11 protein-coding genes are annotated in these 21,377 nt (G+C 73.1%); 5 read left to right on the top strand and 6 right to left on the bottom strand.

Annotated features, from left to right (window positions below):
• Positions 1-6 precede the first annotated feature (6 nt).
• Genes G6O68_RS11095 through G6O68_RS11085 form a run of 3 tightly spaced genes read right to left on the bottom strand, consistent with a single transcriptional unit; the run spans position 7 to position 11,467 of the window.
• The gene (locus G6O68_RS11095) at positions 7-1,884 is read right to left on the bottom strand and encodes an SWIM zinc finger family protein (RefSeq protein ID WP_165247643.1); all 1,878 of its coding nucleotides are present in this window, start codon (positions 1,882-1,884) and stop codon (positions 7-9) included.
• Positions 1,881-8,243, bottom strand: coding sequence for a HEAT repeat domain-containing protein (locus G6O68_RS11090; protein WP_165247641.1), 6,363 nt, complete (start codon positions 8,241-8,243; stop codon positions 1,881-1,883). Before G6O68_RS11090 ends, G6O68_RS11095 begins: the two co-directional genes overlap by 4 nt.
• Complete coding sequence (locus G6O68_RS11085) at positions 8,240-11,467, bottom strand: BRCT domain-containing protein (RefSeq protein ID WP_240911125.1); 3,228 nt, start codon at positions 11,465-11,467, stop codon at positions 8,240-8,242. The genes G6O68_RS11090 and G6O68_RS11085 overlap by 4 nt, the downstream gene beginning before the upstream one ends.
• Positions 11,468-12,309: 842 nt before the next feature.
• On the opposite strand from G6O68_RS11085, the gene G6O68_RS33240 reads away from it, so the two are divergent.
• The 4 genes from G6O68_RS33240 to G6O68_RS11060 all read left to right on the top strand — a co-directional run bounded on the left by G6O68_RS33240 (position 12,310) and on the right by G6O68_RS11060 (position 14,499).
• The gene (locus G6O68_RS33240; RefSeq protein ID WP_165247637.1) at positions 12,310-12,444 is read left to right on the top strand and encodes a transposase; all 135 of its coding nucleotides are present in this window, start codon (positions 12,310-12,312) and stop codon (positions 12,442-12,444) included.
• A 27-nt stretch (positions 12,445-12,471) separates the two neighbouring features.
• Positions 12,472-12,609 carry a hypothetical protein gene (locus G6O68_RS11075; RefSeq protein WP_165247635.1) on the top strand — a complete coding sequence of 46 codons (138 nt, stop codon included), beginning with the start codon at positions 12,472-12,474 and terminating at the stop codon, positions 12,607-12,609.
• A gap of 6 nt (positions 12,610-12,615) precedes the next feature.
• Positions 12,616-12,957, top strand: coding sequence for a transposase (locus G6O68_RS11070; RefSeq protein ID WP_165248087.1), 342 nt, complete (start codon positions 12,616-12,618; stop codon positions 12,955-12,957).
• Between the two features lie 717 nt (positions 12,958-13,674).
• Positions 13,675-14,499 carry a ThuA domain-containing protein gene (locus tag G6O68_RS11060; protein WP_165247631.1) on the top strand — a complete coding sequence of 275 codons (825 nt, stop codon included), beginning with the start codon at positions 13,675-13,677 and terminating at the stop codon, positions 14,497-14,499.
• A gap of 1,004 nt (positions 14,500-15,503) precedes the next feature.
• Here G6O68_RS11060 and G6O68_RS11055 read toward each other — a convergent pair.
• The 3 genes from G6O68_RS11055 to G6O68_RS11045 form a co-directional block, all read right to left on the bottom strand.
• Positions 15,504-16,796, bottom strand: coding sequence for an AAA family ATPase (locus G6O68_RS11055; protein WP_165247629.1), 1,293 nt, complete (start codon positions 16,794-16,796; stop codon positions 15,504-15,506).
• A 231-nt stretch (positions 16,797-17,027) separates the two neighbouring features.
• Positions 17,028-17,873 carry a hypothetical protein gene (locus tag G6O68_RS11050; protein ID WP_165247627.1) on the bottom strand — a complete coding sequence of 282 codons (846 nt, stop codon included), beginning with the start codon at positions 17,871-17,873 and terminating at the stop codon, positions 17,028-17,030.
• Between the two features lie 30 nt (positions 17,874-17,903).
• Positions 17,904-18,323, bottom strand: a complete 420-nt coding sequence (locus tag G6O68_RS11045) for a hypothetical protein (protein WP_165247625.1) — start codon at positions 18,321-18,323, stop codon at positions 17,904-17,906.
• Positions 18,324-20,795: 2,472 nt separating this feature from the next.
• Here G6O68_RS11045 and G6O68_RS11040 point away from each other — a divergent pair.
• Positions 20,796-21,377: IS630 family transposase (locus tag G6O68_RS11040; RefSeq protein WP_165247623.1), on the top strand; the 582-nt coding region annotated here is incomplete at its 3' end.

Below are 21,377 nucleotides of genomic sequence, written 5' to 3'. Positions count from 1 at the left end.
CGATGATTATCCTGCGAAGGCGTCGAGGAATCCGCGGGCGGTGAGGTCGGCGACGCGGTCGAGGTAGGCGGCCCTCGCCTCGTCGACGGAGTCGAAGGCGAGCGTCTGGAGCCGCGAGGGCCCGTCGGCGCGTCCCCAGCGGACCTTCAGCCGACGGCGATCGAGGGTGACCTGATAGACGTCCTCGCCCGAGTCGTCGCGCCGGCTGAAGGCGCGGGTCTCGGCCGTGATCGTCTCGGCCGGGGCGCGCCCCGAGGCGCGGTCGGACTCGCGGGCGGCGTAGGCGAGCCTCAGGGCGACGAGGTGGACGCACGGCCCCGCCTTCAGCCCCTGCTTGCGGTGGAAGGCGCAGGTGCAGTCCGCTCTCGTGACTTGCCCCTCGTCGGCCAGGAGCATCTGCGGACGGTATTCCCGCTTGTCCTCCTCGACCGTCACCCGTCCCGTCAGCTCCAGGCCGGCGCCCGGGACGCGGTTCTCACCGACGATCGCCACCGCGCCCCGGCGCACGAGGAGGTCGTGAGCCTGGCGCTCTCGGGGGTCGCGGTACTCGAGCCGCACGAGGTCGAGGGGCGCGTCGGTCAGGGGGCGGAGGCGGTACACGTCGGCCGCGATGTCGTACATGATCCGCCCCTGCTGGCAGCCGAGCTGGAGCGCCTCCGTCAGCGCGGGCCACGAGAGCTTCGTCGCCTTCGCCAGCTCCCCCGCCCCGGCCGACCAGCGGCCTTCCAGGTGGTTCAGCACGGCGTCGAGCGACTTGCCGCCGGGGTCGGCCTTCCGGGGCAGGAGCAGGTCGAAATTCAGGGCCTGCGACCAGTTCGCCGCGGTGAACCCGGTGAGCCCGATCGTGAGCGTCATCCCCCGGCCGCGGAGGACCCAGAAGCTGGGCAGGCCGCTCCCCAGGAGATGGACGTCGACCTCCTCAACGAACGGCAGGAACCTCTGGAGCAGCATCAGGCGGCGACGGCCCCACACGCGGGCGACCTTCGCCGACTTCCCCTTGTAGGCCCCGGCCGTCGTCGGGACGACCTCGTTCCACGGTTCCAGCACGAGCAGCGGCGGCCGGCCCGGCATCAGCTCGACCCGGAGTCCCCGGCGCCGGCCCTTCTCGTCGGCGTGGAGCCGCAGGTGCCTCAGGGCGTTGTACAGGTCGATCGGCCTCAGGGAGAACGAGTCCCTCGGCAGGGCGGCGGACGACTGGACCTGGAGGAACCCGCGGAGCCAGGAGTCGGGGACGCGGATCGTCTTCTCAAGGACCTCGCCGGCAGTTTTCGTCGCGAGGCCCACGCCCTCACGGCCGATGGTCAGGCGGGTCTCCCGGTAAGAGCGCATCTGCTGGAGGCCCCGGTACAGCGACGGGCTGAAGTCGACGTTCGTGGTGCCGTAAGTCGGCTCGGCCTCCGAGGCGAAGCACTCGCGGTCGACGCCGAGCTTGGCGTAAGCCCCCTCGTCCTTGCTGAAGACCTCGAAGAGGACCTGGTCGGGGTGGACCGTCACCACCGGGTCGAGGATCACGAACGCCAGCGGGTCGTTCCGCAGGAGCCACGAGAAATACTCGCGCTGCGCCTGCCAGGCGTCGAGCCCGGACGAGTCGCGCCTCATCCTCGTGTAGGCTAGGTAGGCGGTGCGATCCTTGGGCCGATACCGCATGTCGCTCGCGACGACCGCGTGGAGGGCCGACATGGCCTCGCGGAAGCGGATCGGGTCCCGGATCACGCCGTCGAACCGCGCCGGGTCGCGGAGGACGTTGGCGGCGAGCGCGAGCCGGGCCGAGCCCTCGGAGCTGATCAGGCGGCTGGCCCCCTCGTAGGCGAGGTGGACCTCCGTCCGCTCGGGGGCGGGGGTCTCGTCGGGCGGGACTTCGGGAGTCGGGGTCTCGTCGCTCATCCGCGCCCCCTGGGGGTTCTGGGCCTGGGCCGCCTGGGCTCCCTCGCGCGCTTCGACCGTCGCAGCCCCCGCCAGGCGGCCTTGCGGAGGGCCTCGTCCTCGCGTTCGTCGAGGCCGACCTTGCGGAGCGCCTCGTCGGCGGGGTCGGTCGCTACGGCCGCGATGGCCTCGATCGCCCCGAGCCGCGCGGCCTCGGAGAGCGAGCGGTCCCCCGCCACGGCGGCGAGGCCCTCCACGTCGCCGGCCCTGATCAGGTACGGCAGCGCCACGCCCTGATAGTGGCTCTGCCGGGCCGCGTCCCGGAGCAGGCCGGAGAGTCGAGGAGACTCGTCGCGCGCCAGCCGGCCGAAGGCCGAGCGGTCGGCGAGCAGCCGCTCCGCCAGCGCGACGACCCGCTCGGGGGCGTCCGCGGCGACCGCCTGGGCCGCCAGGGCGCGGAATTCGGGGTCCAGCGTCTCGGCCGCACCCGCCAGGGCGGCGACGTCGGACCGGCTCGCGGGCGAAGACGCCAGCGCCTCGACCGCCGACCGCCGCACGTCGGCCGCGTCTCGATCGGCGCCCGCGACCTTCGTCATGGCCGCGAGGGTCTCGCCCCCGACGCCCAGCCGGCCGGCCGACCAGGCGAGGTAACCGAGGCATTCGACGACCGGCCGATCTGGCGAATCCTCGTCGGGATCGACCCGGGCCGGGGAGGTCCGCCGCCGTTCGAGCCAGGTCGTCCACCAGCGCGACAGGGCCGAGGCCACCGATGCCGAAGCCCCCTCGGACGCCGCCCCGGCCCTTCCCAGGACGTGGGCCGCGAGGCCCGCGACGACCGGATCGGCGCTTTCGATCACGCGCCTCGCCTCGTCGACCGGGAGATCGTCCCTCGTGAGCACCGCCCGCCTCAGGGCCTTGCGGACGTCGTCATCCCGGCAGAAGGGGAGGATGGCGAAGATCCTCGACGGCGAGGAACGTTCGCAGACGCGCCTCAGCGCCTCCTCGTACTCGTCGACGTACTCGGGGTAGGGATTCTGGAGCAGGGCCTCGTCGGGCTCCAGGGCGTCGGCCCCCCAAAGCTTGCGGGCCGCGGCGTAGGCGGCCTCCTCGACCGAGGAGGGCGATTCCTCGCGGATGAGCCGCAGCAACAGGTCGCGGGTGGCCGGGTCGTCGTTGAAGGCGAGCTGCTCGACGGCCACCTCCTGGAACGGCGCCGAGTGGTCGGCGGCGCGGCTGCGGAGGACCGCCCAAGCCGAAGGAGTGTCGAGCCAGCGGAGCCCCTTGTGCGCCTGGCAGGCCACGCCGCCGCTCCCCCGCGCGAGCCGCTCCAGCAGGCGCCAGGCCTCGTCGGACCGCCTGGATCGCCCGAGGTGGCCGATCGCCTCCGCCGCGGCCTCGTTGAGGGCGTGGGCGTCGTCGGAGGCGAGCTTGATGAGGAGTTCCGCGGCCCGCTCGTCGGCCAGCTCGCCGAGCGCCAGGACCGCCCGGCGGCGGAGGGGCAGCTCCGCGACGTACTCCACGCTCGCCAGGAGCACCGAGAGCCCCTCCGGCCGGCCTACCCGGGCCAGGCCCTCGGCCGCGAGGAGCTGCGCCACGGGGTCCTTGGACGCCAACGCCTTCACCAGGGCGGTCGGGTCGCCGGATCGCCTGCGGAGCCGCCAGCCGATCGCCTCGATCGCCCCCCGCCGGAGCGTCTCGTCGGGGTGGGCGACCAGGCCGGCGAGGACGGGGTCGACCTCGTTCGACCTCGACCACCGGGCCGCCCGGAGGAGAGCGAGGGCGCCTTTCTCCCCCGGGGCCGCGACCCGGGCGAGGAGCCGGGCCAGGATCTCGTCACGCCTCGGGCGCTGCTTCGCCTCCCACTCGCGATCGGGGGACTCGTCCTCGGGGTCCTCGATCCTCTGGTCGTGGCCGCTCGCCGCCAGGAGCGCCTGCTGGATCGCCGGGCCGCGTTTTCGGTCCTTGTCCCAGAGCGCGAAGAGGCGGTCGGCGATCTCGGGGAGGGCGAATCCGCCCGCGGCCCGGATCAGCTCGTCGGCCGGCGCGGTCCCCGACGGGTCGTCCTCCACGCGGTCGAGGAAGGCCCCCGCGGCGCGGGGGTCGCCCAGCGTGACGAGGGCGTTCATGGAGCGGCGGGCGATTTCCGGACAGGGCGCCGCCTTCATCAGGTCGACCAGGGCTTCGAACGCGGAGGGGTCCTTCTTGGCGGCCAGGGCCATCGCGGCTGCTTCGCGGACGGTCTCGTGGCGGGACGAGAGAGCGGCCCGGAGGGCCTTTCGCGCCTCCTCGCCCTTGTCGTACTCGTCGAGCAGCCACGACACGGCGGCCTTACGGAGCGGCTCGTAGGCGCCCTCGATCGCCCGGCTCGCGACCGGCGCGATCCCTTCGCGCCCCATGAGGAGCCGGGCCGCCTCGATCGCCAGGTCGTCCCTGCGCGAGAGCATCGCCGCGTCGAGGACGCGGCGCCCCTCGGCCGTGGCCCCGCCCGAGGCGAGGATCTCCAGGGCCTTCACGCCGAGGTCCAGGTGGCCGGTCCCCAGCGCCTCGGCCGCCAGGGCCGCGGGCTCGACGCCCAGATGCGGCAACGCCTCGAAGGCCGCCAGGCGGATCGCCGCGTTCGGGTCGCCGAGGGCCTGCACCAGCACCGGGCGCACCGGCTCGGCGGCCGCGGGGTCGGCCTTGGCCAGGGCCGCGAGCCGGCCTAGCGCCGCCTGCCTGACTCGCAGCACGGCGGGGTCGGGGCCCTTCCGGCGCGACCCGCCCTGCTCGCGGACGAGCCCCACGTAGGCGCCGAAGGCCAGCTCGCGGAGGCTCTCCGGGGTGTGCTCGGATTTGCGGGCGAGTCGCGCCTTCGCGGCCTTGCGCAGGGCGGCGATCTCGGCGGCGTAACGCGTCGCGTGGATCGACCAGGCCTGGTCCCATCCGTCCTGCTCGTCGTCCTCGAGGCGGCGGAGCAGCTCCGAGGAGCGGGCGCGGAGCCGGGGGGGGGCGTGGAAGAGCAGCTCGGCGAGGTCATCCAGGACGGCCCCGGGGATCGTCCAGGCGGGCTTCTCGCCGCGGTCGTTGATCAACCTCAGGAGGAAGGCGGCGAACTCCGCCGGGTCGGCCATCGACTCCAGGGCCTCGGCCGCGACGAGCCGCGTGCGGGCCTCCCGGCTGGCGAGGGCCGCCAGCCCGGGCGCCAGGCCCTCGCGGGGCGCCTTCCACTCCATCAGCAGGAGCAGCAGGAGCGCCCGGGCCCGCACCGTGTCGTCCTTGTCGTCGAGCGAGGCGACGAGATGCCCGTCGCCGGCCGCCGTGCCCGACAGGGCGAGGGCGGCCGCGATCTTCTCGTCCGGCCCGAGCGACTTCGCGGAGTCGGAGAGGACGAGGGGCCCGGCCGAGGCGTCGCCGAGATAGGCCAGCCCCAACGCCGCGAGGTCGCGGACCGCCGGGTCGTGGTGCCTCATCGCATCGCGGAGCGCGGCGGGCCGGTCCGGCGGGGCGACCGAGGCCAGCGCCCGCGCGGCGGCCCGGCGGATCGGCTCGTGCGGGCCGTCGATCAGGGGGATGAGGACCGTGAGGGCGGAGGCGTCCTCGAGCCTGCCGAGGCCGAGCAGCGCCGACTCCGCCTGGGCCAGCCACTCCTTCTTCCCCTCCGCTTCGGGGGGCTCGGGTTCCGTCGCGATCGCGAGCAACGGCTCCAGGGCGGCTGGGTCGCCGTGGCGGGCCAGGGCGCAGGCCGCGCGGAGGCGGACGTCGGCGTGGGCGTTCCCGACCGCCGCTTTCAGGATCGGGAGGGAATCGGCCTCGACGAGGGCCTCAAGCGCGGCGAGGCGGACGTCCTCCTCCTCGTCGTCGAGGGCGCGGGCGAGGAGCTTCTGGGCCGCGGCCGTGTGCTTCTTGACGAGCCCCTCGACGGCCGCCTTGCGCAGGTCGGGGTATCGCGAGCCTAGCGCCGCGTCGAGCGTCTCCAGGCCCTTGGCCTTCTTGGCCGCGAAGGCGTACGCCTCGGCCCGCAGCGTGGGGTCGGGGTCGTTGAGGAACTCGTAGACCACCTCCCAACCGCCCGGTTCGCCGACGCTCGCCATGGCCTCGGTCATCGCCTCGCGGCGGACGTCGGCGTGCCGGCTCCTCATGGCGAACCTCAGGGTCGACGCGCCTCCCCCGCCGAACTTGAGGTTGAGGGCGGCCTTGAACGCCTCGGCGCGGACCTTCGCGATCGAGTCGTTCAGGGCGTCGGCCAGCATCGTCGAGACGCGACCCTCCGGCCCGGGGGACCGGGCCTTGCGCGCCTCGGCGACAAGCAGCTGCAAGCCCCGCTGGCGGACGTTCTCCGACGGGGCGGACAGCCCCGCCTCGGCCGCCTTCAGCGGCTCGCCTTCGAAGAGACGCGCCAGGGCCGTGAACGCCGCATCCCGGACGATCAGCTCCGGGTCGTACAGAAGCGACCTCAGCCGCTCGGCGGCGCGGGGGTCGTCCAGGGCGGCCATCGCGCGGCAGACCTCGACGCGGGCGTCCTTGTCCTCCTCGCGACTCAGCTGCAGCAGGAGGCCGAAGGCCCTCGGGTCGCCCAGGACGGCCAGCCCGCGGGCGCCCCGCAGGCTCGTGTCGAGGGGGCGCGCGGCCGCGGCCTGGAGCAGCGGCGACAGGTCCTCGGCCGAGAGCGCCGCGGCCTTCTCCGTCGGCTCCCCACGGCCCTTCTTCGCGGGCTCGACGGGCGCCGGCGCCTCGGCGCGGCCTTCGAGGTCGGCGAGCTGACGTTCCAGCTCGGGGTCGCGCGATCGCAGGGCCCGGAGCAGGTTCGGACGGGTGCCGAGCGACAGGAGGAAGGCGACCCGACGGACGTCGGCGTCGGGGTCCTCGGTCCGGCGGCGGAGGGCGGACTGCGCGGCGGGGTCGCCCAGCAACTTGCGGGCGGACAGCCGGAGGAGCGCCGCCCCCCTCACGTCGGCGTGTCGCGCCGCGAGGGCGACCAGGTCCGCCTCGGGCGAGTCGGCCGGATAGGCCGATTCGAGGGCGACGAGCGCGGCCTGCCGCACCTCCGGGGTCTTGGCCGCGAGGGAGCTCGTCAGGCGGCTCAGCGCCTCTTCGTCCCCGGTTGCGAGCCTCCCCAACGCCTCGACGGCGAGCGTGCCGATCTCGGGCTTCTCGGCCTTGAGGGCCAGGTCCAGGATGCGCAGGTCGGCCTCGCCCTCGCGTCGCCTCAGGCCCTCGAACGCGGCCGAGCGGACGGCGGCCTCCGCGTGCGAGAGCAGCCCTTCCAGGAGCGTCGAAGCCCGTGCCTCGTCCGACTCGCCGAGGAGCCGCGCGGCGAGGAGGCGTAGCCCGTGATCGGGATCGCGCGTGGCCTGCTCGGCCAGCAGCGGGAGCGACTCCGCGTCGTCGAATTCGGCGAGCCGGCGGATGGCGGCCTCGCGGGCGCGAGGGTCGTCCCCCGCGAGATCGGCCGTCGTCCACGCCATCGCGTCGCGGCCGCGGAGCAGGAGCGCCGCCGGCTTCCCCGTCGCGTCGATCGCGAGCGTGCGGAGCGTGTCGTCCACGCCCCCGACGACCAGATGGTCGCGCCCATGCCGCTTGACCAGGGCGAGAGCGACGACGCCCACCACGCCGTCCTTGTGCGTCGTCGGCTTGACCCCGCCCGTTCGGGGCCACGACTTGACCGCGCCGTCGAGGCCGCCGGAGAGGAGCCGGTCCTCCGGCCCCCAGATCAGGGCCGTCACGCGGTCGGCGTGGTTGTTGCTCCGCCCCTTGTCTTCAGGCTCCAGCCTCCCCCGGGCGTGCGTCGTGAGGAGCTTCCTATCCGCGCCGGCCGAGAAGAAGCGGAGGTCCTCGCGTTCGAAGAGGATCGCCGTGACCTCCCCCTCGTGCAGCCGTGCGGAGTCCCCCGCGACGAACTCGGGCGACGTCTCGGACTCGAAGATCGAGACGAGGCCGCCGCTCGTTCCGACCGCCATCCATCGGCCCGCCGGGTCGCTCGCCACGGCCGAGCCCGGCTCGGGCAGATCGATCGACTGCCGGAGCTTGCCGTCCTTCCGCGCGAGGACCTTGACCTCCCGGCCCACCAGGACCCCGAGCCGATCGTCGGACAGGAGGACGAGGGCCTTCGGCTCGCCGTCGAACTTCGGCCCGACCGGCTTCGGCGCCCCTTCGAGCGGCGCCCGGTACACCTGGCCGTCGGTCCCGGCGACCCAGACCGCGTCGCCATCGGCGACGATCGCGAGCCCCCCGGGGAGGTCCTCCCGCGCCGATCGGGGGCGGTCGTCCCCCAGGTGCACCCAGTGCAGCCCCGTCGGCCGGCCCTGGGGATGGCCCGCGACGAGGGCGATCGTCGACCCGAGGCCGGCGATCGCCTTGAGTCGGCCTCGGAAAGGGATGGTGTAGTCGATCGTCGCGCTCACGGGGACTCCCCCTCGATCTCCCGGCGGAGTTCGGGCCAGGCGTGGCGGATCCGGGTGACGGCCACCAGGCAGGCGGACCGCTCGCTCCTCCCCCGCGACGGCAGGAATTCCTCCATCAGCGGCAGGGCGCCCCTGGCGAACGCGACGTCCTCGACGGCCAGGTCGCGCATGACCTCCATCAGGGCGAGCTTCGCCTGGCCCGCGGGCAAGGGCCTGAGCTTTTCCGCGCCCCCGGCCGCATCCCCCTTCTCGGGCCTCGGCGGGGGGAGTTCGAACAGCGAGCGCCGGAGCATGAGCCACATCCCCTTCGGCTCGGCCGGGAGGCGGTCGGGGCGGGCCGGGGCGCCCGTGCCTCGGGCCTCGGCGGCGGCCGTCGCGGCCTTCCTCGCCCCCGCGCCGATCGTCGGCGCCGGCGGCGGCGCGGGCTTCCATCCGGCCGTGGTCCCCCGGTCGCGGTAGAGCGACCACAGGGCCCGGATCGCGAACGCGCGCATCCGCCGGTCGGGGCTCTCAGTCAGGCGGAACAGCTCCTCCGGGGCCCTCAGCCTCGGGGAGCGGCCGACGAGCTGCATGCCCAGCTCCCGCGTCGAGGCGTCGGCCGACTCGCAGAAGGCGTACGCGGCCTCGGGGCTCAGGCCCTCGGGGTCGATCCGGAACCGGCGATTCTCGGGCGATCCGTCGGCGAGCAGGGCGTCGGCGACGAACCGGCGGACGTCCGCGTGGGGGCTCTCGGCCAGCCTCACCAGGGCCTCGGACGGCGGGGCCCAGCGGGCGAACTCCCACCGCGCCAGCTCCAGGGCGAAGTCGCGGAGCGGCCTGCGGGTCTCGTAAAAGAGCGGCTCGACCCGCGCGAACGCGAGGAATTCGGCGGGGATCTCCGCGCCCGGGTCGACGGGCCTCTCCGTCTTCGCCAGGGCGACGTCGGGGTGATGCCTGAGCAGGTACTCGATCGCGAAACGGGCCTTGGGGGCGTCGGCCGGCCCGGGTGCCGTGGCCATCTCCCAGAGTCGCTCGCAGCCGGCGAGGGTGGCGTCGGCCGAAACCTCCTGGACGCCCGCGGCGAGCATCTTCAGGAAGGCCGTCTCGGAGATGATCTTGATGTTCGCGCCCGAGGCGTTGAGCGACTCGGCCTTGGTCTGCTTGTCCCCCTTCTTGCCGTGGCCGTAGAGGGGGGAGCCGTCGTCGCCGATCACCAGATAATGGAGCTTCGCCGTGACGCCCCCGGAAACCGTCCCGCCCGACGCCTTCACCTGGTCCTCGGCGTCCTTCCGCTTGAGGGTCGCCATCTTGCCGGTGAACAGGAACGACGCCCCCTTGAGGTCGACCGGGCCGGCGGCCGGGGCCGGGCCGCCGGCGGCCTCGCGGGTGGCGAAGTCCGCCGGGACGTAGCCCTTGGACAGCACGCCCACCGCGAACTCGTGGTAGCCCGCCTCGGATCGGGCCACCAGCGTCATGAGCCAGTCGAACCCGATGTCGGCCGGCGGGACCTTGCGGACGTCGGCCAGCCAGACCAGCACGCGGTCGGCGAGCCGTTGGTCGAACGCGAGGTTGCGAGCCCAGTCCGGCCCGGTCCGGCGGAACTCCTCGATCCAGGGATGGGCCGCGAAGTCGGGCTCATAGGCCAGCGCCTTGAGGAAGTCGATCCCGACGGACGGGGCCTTGAGCTTCCCCTGGTCGACCCACCGGGCGGCCTGCACTCGGGTCGTCGGGTCGACCAGGAGTCGGCGGAGGAAGTCGGGGGGCATGGCGTCGAGGTCGAACCTCGCCAGCTCGCCCAGGGCGAAGGGGGCCACCATTTGCGAGGCGTCGTCGTCCACCCCCTTGAGCGCGCCGATCAGGTCGCGGAAGAACGCGGCCCCCAGCTTCTCGGTCGGATGGATCCTCGCCAGCGAGCCCTTGAGGAACTCGAAGGCCTCGGGATTCTCGGTGAAGAGGTGGGCCCGGAACCAGTCGGGCGTCAGCTCCTTCGCGCCGAAGTGTTTGCGGATGACGTCGGCGGCGAGCTTCGAGCCGTGCTCGGTGTTCAGGAGCCGGCCCCAGGCCTCCAGCCCGACCTCGCCCCGCGGGTCGCGGTCGCCGAGCAGGTCGGCGGCGAGCCTCCTCACGGCCGCATGGTCGTTGTCCGCCAGGCGGATCAGCTCGTCGACCGGCAGGTCGCGGGCGTGCGTCCGGGCGTAGCCGGCGGCGTAGGCGCGGGCCTCGTCCGACGGCGAGTCGAACAACGTCAGGACGGCTTCGTGGAGGCCGAGCGCGCGGAACGCCGACTGCTCGAACCTGGGGACGTTCGACAGGACCCAGACGACGAACGCGTCGACCGGCCCGCTCCGCACGCCCACCAGCCGGGCGACCCACGACGGCTCGACCTCGCGCAGCGAGGCCCGGAAGTCGGCCTTCAGGGCCTCGGCCGCGAACTTCCTGACGCGGTCGCTGCGGGCCCGTTCCAGGAGCCCGAACAGGGGCCTCGGGGTGCGCCTCCAGAGGTCGGGGTAGGCGCGATGCTTCAGGAGGTCGCCCGAGTGCACGGCCGGCGAGCGGCGGAAGCCGTCGCGGCCGTAGCCGCCGGCCTCGTGGAAGAAGATGTGGTTGGCGATCCAGGTCTGCGGCCATCGCGCGTCCTCGCCGTAGCGGGCGAGCAGGTCGCACGCGAGGTCGGCGTACGAGGAGGGGAGGCGCTCGGCCGCCCGGCGGAGGGCCCTCCAGCCGCGGCGTCGGAGATAGGCCAGGGTGCCCCGGCCGACCTCGCCCCCCTCCCCCGCCTGGAGTTCGTCGAACCGAGCCGCGAGCGCGGCGAAGACCTCGGCGTCGCCGCGGGCCTCGGCCTCCTTGAAGATCCGCTTGATCGCCTTCCACGCCCCGTATCGCGCCGGGATCTCGGCGACGATCCGCAGAAACCACGACCGGGCGACGGGCCCGCCGTCGGCCCAGAGTTCCTCCAGGACGGCATGCAGCTTCAGGCGGTCCGGCGGCGGCACCTCGGCGTCCGGAGACTCCAGGGCCCGGAGCCTGGACCGCCGTTCGCTCGCCTGCTCCTCCGGCGGCTTCCGCCGGAACTCTCGCGAGCGGACCTCGGCCAGGTACGAGGCGAAGGTCGGCGCCCCGTCGCGGAGGGGCGTCTCGGGCTCCGGGTCGGACTGGCGGGCGAGGTCGACGACGAGGGCGACCGTCTCCGGGTCCCTCGCTTCCCAGGCGCGTCGGACGTCCTCCAGGCGGATCGGCGCGTCCACGGAAAGGCCTCCGCTCGCGGGGTTGATCGTCGGTTTATTCGGTACGAAAGGGCGGGCGACCCGGAGATCATCCGGGCCGCCCGCCCCCGCCTGGTCGGTCCGTCTACCACAAGACCTGGGACATCGAAGGCTCTCTGACTCGCCGGTGGGAGTACCCCTCCCGGCGGGGCGGAACCCCGTCCGGCGGGGTTGTCCCAGACCCGCCCCGCCGGGAGGGGTACTCCCACCGAGAAGCGAGTCTGAAACAGCCTTCGTTGTGACGGATGTTCGGCGAAAAACTCGGGCGGCGCAACGCCGCCCCGGTGCAGGGCACCGAGCTAGAAGAGACCTTCCAGGACTTCTCGGCGTCTCCAGGATCTTTTCTAGTAGACCGGCGATAGCCATGCAAGGGACCCGTCGATTTCACATCGCGATACGGATCCCAGGCGTCGATTCCGGTCATCTTGCGCGAGGTTCGGGACGTAGGCATCGAGCGATGCTCCGCGTCGGCCCGGAAGGGGCCCTCGCCGCTTCGGCCCGCTCGGACTTCCCGCAGGTGGTCATCGCGGCCGACGGCGGGAGCCTCCGAATCCCGCCCCGCGCGTGGGCCGGAGGCGCGACGGTCGGCTCCGACGCCTCTCGATCCGATTCGATCCGTGAGGCTTGGAAGCGACGGCCGTCGGCAATCGAGGCATGCGGATTCCGGGCGCCTGGATCACGCCAGACACGCACGCAAGATCTTTTCACAAGGATTTTGGAGCCGAGGCGTATTCGGTCGCCCGGTGCCGCTCTCGCCCCTCCCTGTCTAAGAATCCGTGTGAGATGTAGGTTGCACGGCCCGGATTTCGCAGGCTAGGTTGGTCATGAGGTGCAAGAGCTGCTCCACCGACCTGACCGACGAGCAGTCGGAGCTTGTGCGGCCGCTGCTGGCCAAAGCCAAGCCGGGCGGCCGCCCGCAGTCGGTCGACCTGCGCGAGGTCCTGGACGGCGTGCTGTAGGTCGTCCGCGGGGGCGTCCCCTGGCGGATGTTCCCCAACAACCTGCCCCCCTGGGGCACGGTCCACTACTACCGCCGCCGGCGTCTCGACGGCACCTGGGCCAGGGTGCTGGAGGTGCTGCGGACCCGCCTGCGGCACGCCGACGGCCGCAGGAAGAGCCCGTAGGCGGCCATTGTTGACGTCCAGACGATCCGCACGGCCGAGGAGGGCGCGTGGGGCTGCGACGCGAGCAGGCGGACGCCCGGACGCAAGCGGCACATCGTCGTCGACAAGCTGGGCTTCCTCCTGGCGGTCGTGGTCCGCTCAGCGGGCGTCCAGCACCGCGACGGCCTGAAGCTGGTGCTGGTCCGCCTGGAGGGCCGGTGCCCCAGGCTGCGGCTGATCTGGGCCGACGCCGCCTACGAGGCGGCCGTCGGCTGGGCCCAGCTGTTCGCCGGCCGGATCCTGGAGCTTATCCGGAAGCCGGAGGATCAGAAGAGCTCCGTCGTTCTGCCCAGGCGTTGGGTCGTCTAGCGGACCTTCGCCTGGCTGATGAACAGCCGCCGGCTGGCCCGCGACTACGAACGCTTGGTCGAGTCGAGCGAAGCGATGGTGAAAATATCGAGGAACCATCTGATGCGCAAGCGAACCAGGCCCGCTTAACCCTCTTCTCGCACGCCTTGTTAGTACGACCGACGGGTGGATTCACCACGAGGACGTCCTCCGCCTCGATCGCGCCGTAGAACGCCTGACGGAGACGCCCGGCGGCCTCGATCCTCGCGGCAGCTCCTCTTCGAGTCGCCGCTGAAACAGGACGCCGGGATGGGTCCTGGGCGGGTGCTTCGCGACGTCGACGAACGGTGGAACTCCGAGACGTGGACCCCGTCCAAGGGCTCGGCTCCGAAGTCTGACGGACCCCTCATCCTCGTCGATCGCGACGGTGACCCCGCCCCAGGGCCGTGCAACCCGCTCGTGGTCGACGACGAACCCCTCGGCCCGCGGCCGAGCCGCCGCCTCAAGACGGCCGTCGCGGCTGTACGCGCAGGCCGGCTCGCCCCCCCTCCCCACCAGCCTCGGCTCCTCACCGTCTCCGGCGGTCGGGCTCGGGATTGCTTTCGGCCGGGGGCGCGAGATGATGCTGCCGGGGCCCTCCAAGGCCGGCGCGAGACCACGAGCACCGCTGCACGAGATTCCTGGAGCCGCCCGTCGTCCCGTCGTCCTGAGTCGCGGTCGATCCTCCCGGGGGCGTCCATGAAGGTCCTCGCGTCGCTGTCGCTGATCGTGCTCCTCGCGGCCGCTTCCGCCCAGGCCCCGCGCCCCGCGACGCCCGGCCGGGACCCGAAGAAGATCCAGGTGTTGATCCTCGCCGGCTACGACATGCACGACTGGCGCGCCGTCACCGAGGAGCTCCGCGCCACGCTCGAGGCGACCGGCCGGTTCGAGGTCCGGGCGAACGAGGAGCCCGTCGGCTGCACCGAGAGGACCTTCGACGGCTACGACGCGGTCGTCCTGAACTTCACCAACCACGCGGGCGTCTTCGGCCCTCCTTGGCCCGAGGAGACGCGACGCGCCCTGCTCTCGGTGCTCGATCGGGGCAAGGGCGTCGTCGCCTTCCACGCGGCGCTCAGCGCCCACGCCGACTGGCCCGAGTACGAGGTCATGATCGGGGGGGCGTGGCGTGGGGGGGCGAAGCACTCGCCCTACCACGGCTTCCGGGTCGACCTGGAGGCGCCGGATCACCCGATCCTGGAGGGGCTCCCCGCCTCGTTCGTCACGCACGACGAGCTGAATCAGGGCCTGGCGATGCAGCCGGGGATCACGGTGCTCGCCACGGCGTACGACGACCCGGAGAACCGCGGGCCGGGCCCGCAAGGAGTCCGCGGGTCGGGCGAGGACGAGCCGGTGATGTGGACGCTCCCGTACCGCAAGGGCAGGGTCTTCACCACGGCCCTGGGACATGACCTGCGCTCGGTCCGCGCCCCCGGGTTCGTGGCCACGTTCCGGCGCGGGGTCGAGTGGGCCGCGACCGGGGAGGTCACGATCGCGCCGCCCCCGGGGCTTGGGGACGAGGATTGAGTCCGCCCCGTTCCACGAGCCGATCGCTGCGCATCGCCGATTCGTTCATCCGGGAGCCGGAGCGGAGGGCGGCATGCTCCTCCCAATCGCCGTGATCGGCCAGCCCCGGCGACGCGCCCGGGCCTGATCGCCTTCCACGTCTCGCGACCCCGGCCGCCCTCGGCCCGAGACCTCGGGACGTCGGCCTCCGGCGTGCCGAACGCCGGGCCGGGCGTGTGATCCAGGGGACGTTCCCGTTCGAGCGACCGCGCCGGTGGATGAGGCGCCGTCGTCTTCCTCCCGGACCCGGAGCGTCCGCCGGCCCGTCGAGCGTGGCCGGGACGTCCGCTCGAGGAAGGACGCGATGACCCGACTTCGCGTCGTTGCCTTCCGACAGGCGGTCCGATCGGGCTGAATCACGAGATTCAAGTCGCGGCCCGCTGAGGTCGCGCCCGCCACGGATCGCGGACGGCGATGCGACCGGTTGTGAGCCGCGGCCTCGCGGTCTCGGAGGCCGCGACGCCCCCGAAAGAGAGACGCCGGGGAGGGCTCAGTTGCGGCCCACGCCCATCGCGGCGAGTCCGGCGAGTCGACGGTCGAGCGGGTCGATGTCGAAGTGAACGAGGGCCCGGGTCAGCCCGACGTCGCACCCCTCCCACACCGGCACGACGATGCGGCGGCCGACTTCCGGCAGGTCGGCCCGCAGCCTGCAGTCGAGGCCGGCCTCGGCGAGGGGCCGAGAAGCCGGCTCGACGACGACGTCCGCGAGGTGCCGGCTCGCCCGAAGGTCGGCCGCGACGTCGAGGGCCGCGAGGCGGGCGGGAGATGGTCATTCGGGCTGCATGCGAATGACTCCGATTCGTAGAAGGGGGAAAGGCGGGCCCGCAAGAGCGTCGAGCGTGGGCCCAGGGTCAAGTGGGTCGGCCGGGCCTCCCGGAGGCCCCGGCCGGCCACATCTCGGCGGCCTGCGAGGGATGGCCGCGTGGGACGTCGAAGACGGATTCGCGGCGTCGCACCGAAGGCGGTCAGCCCCCGGTCGCGGACGGCGAGGTCGAAGGCTCTTCGGCCGCCTCCTCGCGACCCTGCGGCCCCGGGGCCCCGGCGGTCGGCTCGTGCGGGGTCGACTCCGGCGGGACGGCGGGGAGGACCAAGGTCCAGTACGCCGGGGCCCTGCCCCTGCACCGGACCTCGGCCCCGGCCCACTGTCCCCCGAGCATCGGGACGCCGTCCCTCGCTCGATACAGGGGGTTGATGGACCTGTAGTCCGTCCGCCCGTCCAGCCTCACGCCGATCGGTTCGCCGAGGTGCCCGGCCTCGCCGGCGGCCTCCACGATGGCCGTCTGCGTGGCCTCGCGGCCGGGCGACGCCGCCAGGAACTTCGCCAGCCAGCGGGCGTGCCCGGGGCCCACGGAGGCGGGGCGGCCCTTCGGCCGCACGCCGTCGAAGGCGGCCTCGGCGTCGTCCCGATCGACCGGGCCGTCGAGCTGGATGATCGAGAGCCGCGCGACCGCCCGGAGCTCCGCCGGCGTGTAATGCGTCCCGGGCCGGACGGCGGTCGCCGGGTCCAGCGGCGCGAAGCGGTAGCCGAAGGGGGCGATCTTCGGGCCCTCGTTGCACTTGACGTGGACCACGACCCCGGAGCCCTCGGCCCCGGGGGTCAGCGCGAGCAGGAAGACGCGCCGGGCCAAGGCGGACCAGGCCGTCGAGCCGCGGAGCAGGCCCGCGAGGCCGCGACGATCCTTGGCCTTCGCCAGGTGGGCGACGCCGATCACGGCCGTCCCGTGCCTCCGCGCCGTGGCCAGGAAGGGCGCGACCGCGGCGGTCACGTGGTCGGCGTCGTTCGACGACGCCCCGTTGGGGAGGTAGTTCGGCAGCGGGTCGACCACCAGGACGTCGGGCCTGGTCCGCGTCAGCAGGGAGTCCCAGTAGTCGCGGTCGGCGATCGTGACCGGGACCGCGACGGCGTCGCCGGCCTCGTCGAGGGTCGTCACCGAGGCGTCGGCGAAGCCGATCATCGCCATGTCCGCGCCGTAGGCCCGGAGCCGGGGGCGGAGGGAGGTCTTGACCTGGTCCTCGCCGCTGACGATCAAGATCCGCAGGGGCCGCTCGACCTGAATCTCGTCGCTCACGCTCCGGCCCGCCGATGCGTCGGCCGCGATCCGGAGTGCGAGCTGCGACTTGCCGGCCCCGCCGTCGGCCGCGAGGATCGTCAACTGGCCGGGCGTCGCGAGCCGGTCGATCACCGGCTCGGCTTCTGAGCCCTCGTCCTCGGCGTCGCCCCATCGAAGGCCGAGCTCGGCGTCCGAGAGCTCGGCCATGGACCTCCTCCGCACGCCGTCGGGAGATGCGCCGGGGCCGCCCCGACGCCGGGCCGCCGGCCTGCTTCCCTCGGCCTCCGCCTCGCGAGGGCCCGCGCGGCGGCTCGCCAGTCGTCGTCGGGCGGGGGCGCGGCGTCCGGAGGAGGAGCCTCGGCGCCGGAGGGTGAATCATCGCGGGATGGGGGCGGGCCGTCGGGGTCGTTCGTGTTAGGCTGTCTCAAGCCGTGCTCCTCATCGGCCCCGACGGTCGCCACAACCGTCGGGGCCTTCTCGCTCTCGATGTCTTCGGCGACGACGCCGTCGCCCGGCTTCACGCTTCATCCCCAGCGGGGCCGGGCGGCCGCGACGGGATCCAGAGGCCCTGCGGCGAGCGGGCCCGATCTCGTCGCCGGCCGGCGACGAACATCCGCCGGAGACGCTCCCGCTTCGTACGCTTCGAGCCGACGGCCTCCTCGGCGTCCTCGACCTTGTGGTCGAGCTCCGCCTCCGACCACGGGGCTCGGCGTAGTCCTCGCTGTACTCCCGGAGCAGCTCCTTCGCCTCCTCGTCCTCGAAGCCGGCCTCGAGGATCTGGCACCGCGCGGCGAAGGTCCGGCCATGCCCCCCGCTCCCCGAGATGGCCGGGCCGATCCGTTCGAAGTCCTCCCGGAGCTTTTCGACCCGGCAGTCGAACCAGGCCTCCGCCTCCTCGTCGTCGAGCTCGTCGGGATCGGCGGGGGTGGCGGCACGACCCCGGCGGAGCGCGGCGGCCTCCTCGGCGAGCTCCAGGGCGATCCGTCCCAGGACGCCGAGGGCGTGGTCGGGCATCGGGGCGGCGACGAGGGACCGGTCGAGCCAGACCCGCGACACGCCGTCGGTCTCGCTGGGAGGCACCATGGCCGACGAGGCCTTCCTCGCCCCGCCGTCCTTGTAGCCCCCGAAGCTCAGGTCGAGGCCGGGGTAGCCCTCGAGCGCGTGCCGGGCGAGGCGGCGATGGAAGGCCCTCCCGAACTCGTCGGGGACCGTGGCCAGCAGGTGGAGGCCCCGCCGCGACTCCCAGGTCGGGGTCGGCCCCATCCCGGCGGTGAGCCGGTCCAATCCGTCGATCGCCTCGACGCGGGAGGGCTCCTAGGGATCGTCCTTGAGGGCGTCGGCCTCGAGGTGGACGAGCCAGCCGCCGCCGGGGGCCATGCCCGGGCCGGTCACGATCATCGGGTTGAGCAGGGCCCGCCCTCCGAAGGCCGTCCGGACGTCGCCCTCCGTACGCATCGCCGCCTCGAGGTGCCAGGACCGGCGGCAAGGCGTCCGGCCGTCGTAGTGAGCGGCCCAGGCCGCCGCCAGGGTGAATCCCGCCCCGACCAGCCGGAGCGCCTCCTCAAGCACGTGCGGCGCCCGGCGGAGGGCCCGCTCTCGACGGGCCGCCGCCCAGGCTTCCCTGGACGCCCCGTCGCCGTCGGCGGGAGGGGCCGGCCAGACGATCAGCCGGCCGCGACGCGTCGGCCGGAGCCAAGGGGGGGGCTCGAGGCCGGCGGACGGGGCGTCAGCCATCGGTGCGGCCCTCCGAGCGGGGGGCCGGGCGTCCCGGGACGTGAGACGTCCGGGTCGAAGCCGAGGCCGGCCTACGCAGGCCGCAGCGGGGTTCGGGCGGGTCGAGGCGAGGCCATTCGTCGGGATGCGGGCCGGGAGTCGGCCGGTGGGGCTTCGGCATGTCGTGAATCTCGCGGTCGGGGTGACGAGTCGGAGGACGTCCTCCGCCGGCGACGGTGATACCAGCCCGAGACGAAATGCACGGAGGGGGTTTTCTCAAGAGTCGTTCGTTCGCGTGCGGAACGATGCGAGGGCGAAGGGTGCGACGAGCCGGACCTACGGCGGTGCGGGCGCGCCCCGCACGGGCCCTGGCCAGGCTTGCGGGGGGCCGAGTTCACGGCACGCCCATCGAGCGGCATTTGGTGAATTCGACCCGGAGATCCATACACGAAAACGACTTGCGACTGTTTCACGGGCCCGATCGCATTCCGTGAACGAGGCGGGAATCCGTGAATGAGCCGGCGCGAGGGCCTCGTCCGATCCGCGGCGTGGAGCGGGGCCGGCCCAGAGTTCGAGCGTGGCGGACGTCGCCGACCCATCGAATCAATTCACGGAATGCACCCGGATTCACCAAATTGGGTCGGCATCGTGAATGAGCCGTAAGTCACTTCTATAACGAGAGATGTGAATCGAATTCACGAATAGGCGGAGACTCAGGGCGCTGTGATCCACCCCCGTGATTCTGGGCCGGTTCCACCTCGTAGGATCCGGCCCGGTGGGCTCCTTCACGCCTATCTGAGCTTTTCCCGACCTCTCGGCCATCCGAAGCTCACCGCGGGTCGGCCGACGCCCGGCCGGCTGGACCGGCCGCAGGCCTTGCCGATGGGCCGGCAGGCCTCAACCGGTGGAGCGTCCGCTCCGCTCGCGACCCGGTCGGCCGCCGGCCGGGAATTCCTACGCGATCGACGGCCTGGCGACCGGAGGGTGTTCGTCCTTCCATTGGGTGCGCATGCGCGGAGGACGTCGCCGCGGCCCTTCCCCGCGTGGCCATTCGGAGCACGATCGACCGCGGTCCCGCCGCCCGCCTCTTGTGGCCTGAGGGCGGCGGCGGGTCATGGACGCTCTCGCCAGGCGTCCAAGGGGAACGGAAGCCTCGGGGCCGCGCAACCCGAGGCCTCGAGCACGACTCGATCGCGTTTCAAATCCCGCCGAAGGCGGAGGAGGATCCTCCATCGAAGACCGTGGAACGGCCCAACCCCGAGCGGTCCGCCGCTGGTCGGTCACGGCAGGTCGACGAGGTTTGGGCCGGGACCTCGAGTCGCGAGGATGGCCCGCAAGTGAATCGTCGTTTTCGTCGAGCCGGAGATGTCGCCCCTGCAGAGGTCGACGGTGGTCTTGTGCAGGCGTTCCGCGACGGGGAAGGTCGACGAGTTCGTTCTTGCCGTTCGAGGACCGCGCGGCTCGGGCGGATGTCGGTAGCCGTCGCGGCTCCTCGACGCACGCGACGGCGTAGACCCACGCCTCGGCGAGGAGTAAGCCTCCCTTCCCGCAGCTTCGGGGGCGGACGATCGTGCGTCGCTGCGGCCAAGAAGTGGTCGCGCCTGAATCACAAGATTCATCGCCCCATGGCGAGTCGGCCTCAGACGGCCGGCGGCGTTTCGGGTGCCGAGGTGGAACCGCATGGCGGAGCGCGACGATTGGAAGAACTCCCGTGGACTACGAATCGTCCTTCGAGGTCCGTCCGATCGCACGGCGACGGGCTCGGATGAGCGGCCGGCCCCTGGGCAGCTCAGGGCGCGCCGAGACCCGTGGCCGGATCCATGGCGGGGCCGCCCTCCGAGCGGATGGTTTGTCGTCGGAGGAGAGGCGGATTCGTCGAGCGTCTGCGGCTCCTCCTACGGCCGTGATCTCGCCGCGGACGACGAAGCGAGGCCGGGAGCGGTCTCGTCGCGGGGGCGGATCGGGCCCGACGGGGCGGTCGATCACCCGACCGGCTCAGGTGAGAGCCCGCCTATCGAAGCGTCGGGTTCGTCGCGTCCGGCACCCGCCCGCCTGTGGCCATGGCCCGAGGAACGTGGTCGACGCGTGCGGCGTGCAAGGGTTCCCGGCCGCGACGAGCGTCCCGAGACAGTCGAGGCTCGCCACATCCTGGTGCGGCCGGGGTGCCGACGCATGGGATGGAAGCTTGGGTCGACCGCCCCGGCCGCGATCGCCGGCCCGGAGCAGCTCTCGGCCCACTCGACCTGCCGGACTCCCACGACCTCCGCGACCTCGCCCGATCCATCCGCACGATCGCCCCAGCTCCTCCTGGCCCCGGGTCGTATTGGTGGGGAAGCCTGGACGGTCGGCGGTTCGGGCTCTCGGACCGGGCGACGCCCTCCGGCTCCACTGCCCTCGCGAGCTCGCGCCGGTCCCGGGGCCGCAGGGGGAGACTCGTCGCAGATCTGGAAGCTGACGGCCTGGTCGCGGGTTCGAGCTACAGGGACCAGGAACGTGGTCTCCTCGACGTCCTCCGACGTCCTCCGGTGCCTCCTTCGTGAGCGTCGACGACGCGAGGTCTGCATCCCGCCGGAGGCGAACGCCGAGTTCGTGGCGGCGATGGAGGACGTCCTGGACGTCTATAACCGCCCCTGCGACGAGAGACGCCCGCTGGTCTGCCTCGACGAGGCGAGCAAGCAGCTCGTCGGCGAGACCGCCACGCCGATCCCCGCGGCCTCGGGATGGCCCGAGCGGGTCGACCACGAGTACGTCCGCAACGGGACGACCAGCCTGTTCATGGTCGCCGAGCCCCTGCTGGGCTGGCGGGCGGTCAAGGTCATGGGACGTCGGACGGCGAAGGACTTCGCCGAGGTGGTCTGCTGGCTGGTGGAGGACGTCCACGAGGAGGCCGAGAAAGTCGTGCTGGTGATGGACAACCTCAACACCCACAAGGTCGCCAGCCTCTACGAGGCGTTCCCGCCCGCGCGGGCCCGACGGATCGTCCGGAAGCTGGAGGTCCACCACACGCCGAAGCACGGCTCGTGGCTGAACGTCGCCGAGATCGAGCTGTCGGCCCTCTCCCGCCAGTGCCTCGAC

It is taken from the genome of Paludisphaera soli, assembly GCF_011064595.1.
Classification (GTDB): Bacteria; Planctomycetota; Planctomycetia; order Isosphaerales; family Isosphaeraceae; genus Paludisphaera; species Paludisphaera soli.
The sequence above is the reverse complement of the archived record's forward strand: the minus strand, read 5'-3'. Positions and strand labels throughout refer to the sequence as shown.

Bases quoted from the DNA above. Each gene is read 5' to 3' on its own strand.
- G6O68_RS11095 (WP_165247643.1), bottom strand. From the start codon at position 1,884: ATGAGCGACGAGACCCCGACTCCCGAAGTCCCGCCCGACGAGACCCCC.
- G6O68_RS33240 (WP_165247637.1), top strand. From the start codon at position 12,310: ATGAGGTGCAAGAGCTGCTCCACCGACCTGACCGACGAGCAGTCGGAG.
- G6O68_RS11075 (WP_165247635.1), top strand. From the start codon at position 12,472: ATGTTCCCCAACAACCTGCCCCCCTGGGGCACGGTCCACTACTACCGC.
- G6O68_RS11060 (WP_165247631.1), top strand. From the start codon at position 13,675: ATGAAGGTCCTCGCGTCGCTGTCGCTGATCGTGCTCCTCGCGGCCGCT.
- G6O68_RS11055 (WP_165247629.1), bottom strand. From the start codon at position 16,796: ATGGCCGAGCTCTCGGACGCCGAGCTCGGCCTTCGATGGGGCGACGCC.
- G6O68_RS11045 (WP_165247625.1), bottom strand. From the start codon at position 18,323: ATGGCTGACGCCCCGTCCGCCGGCCTCGAGCCCCCCCCTTGGCTCCGG.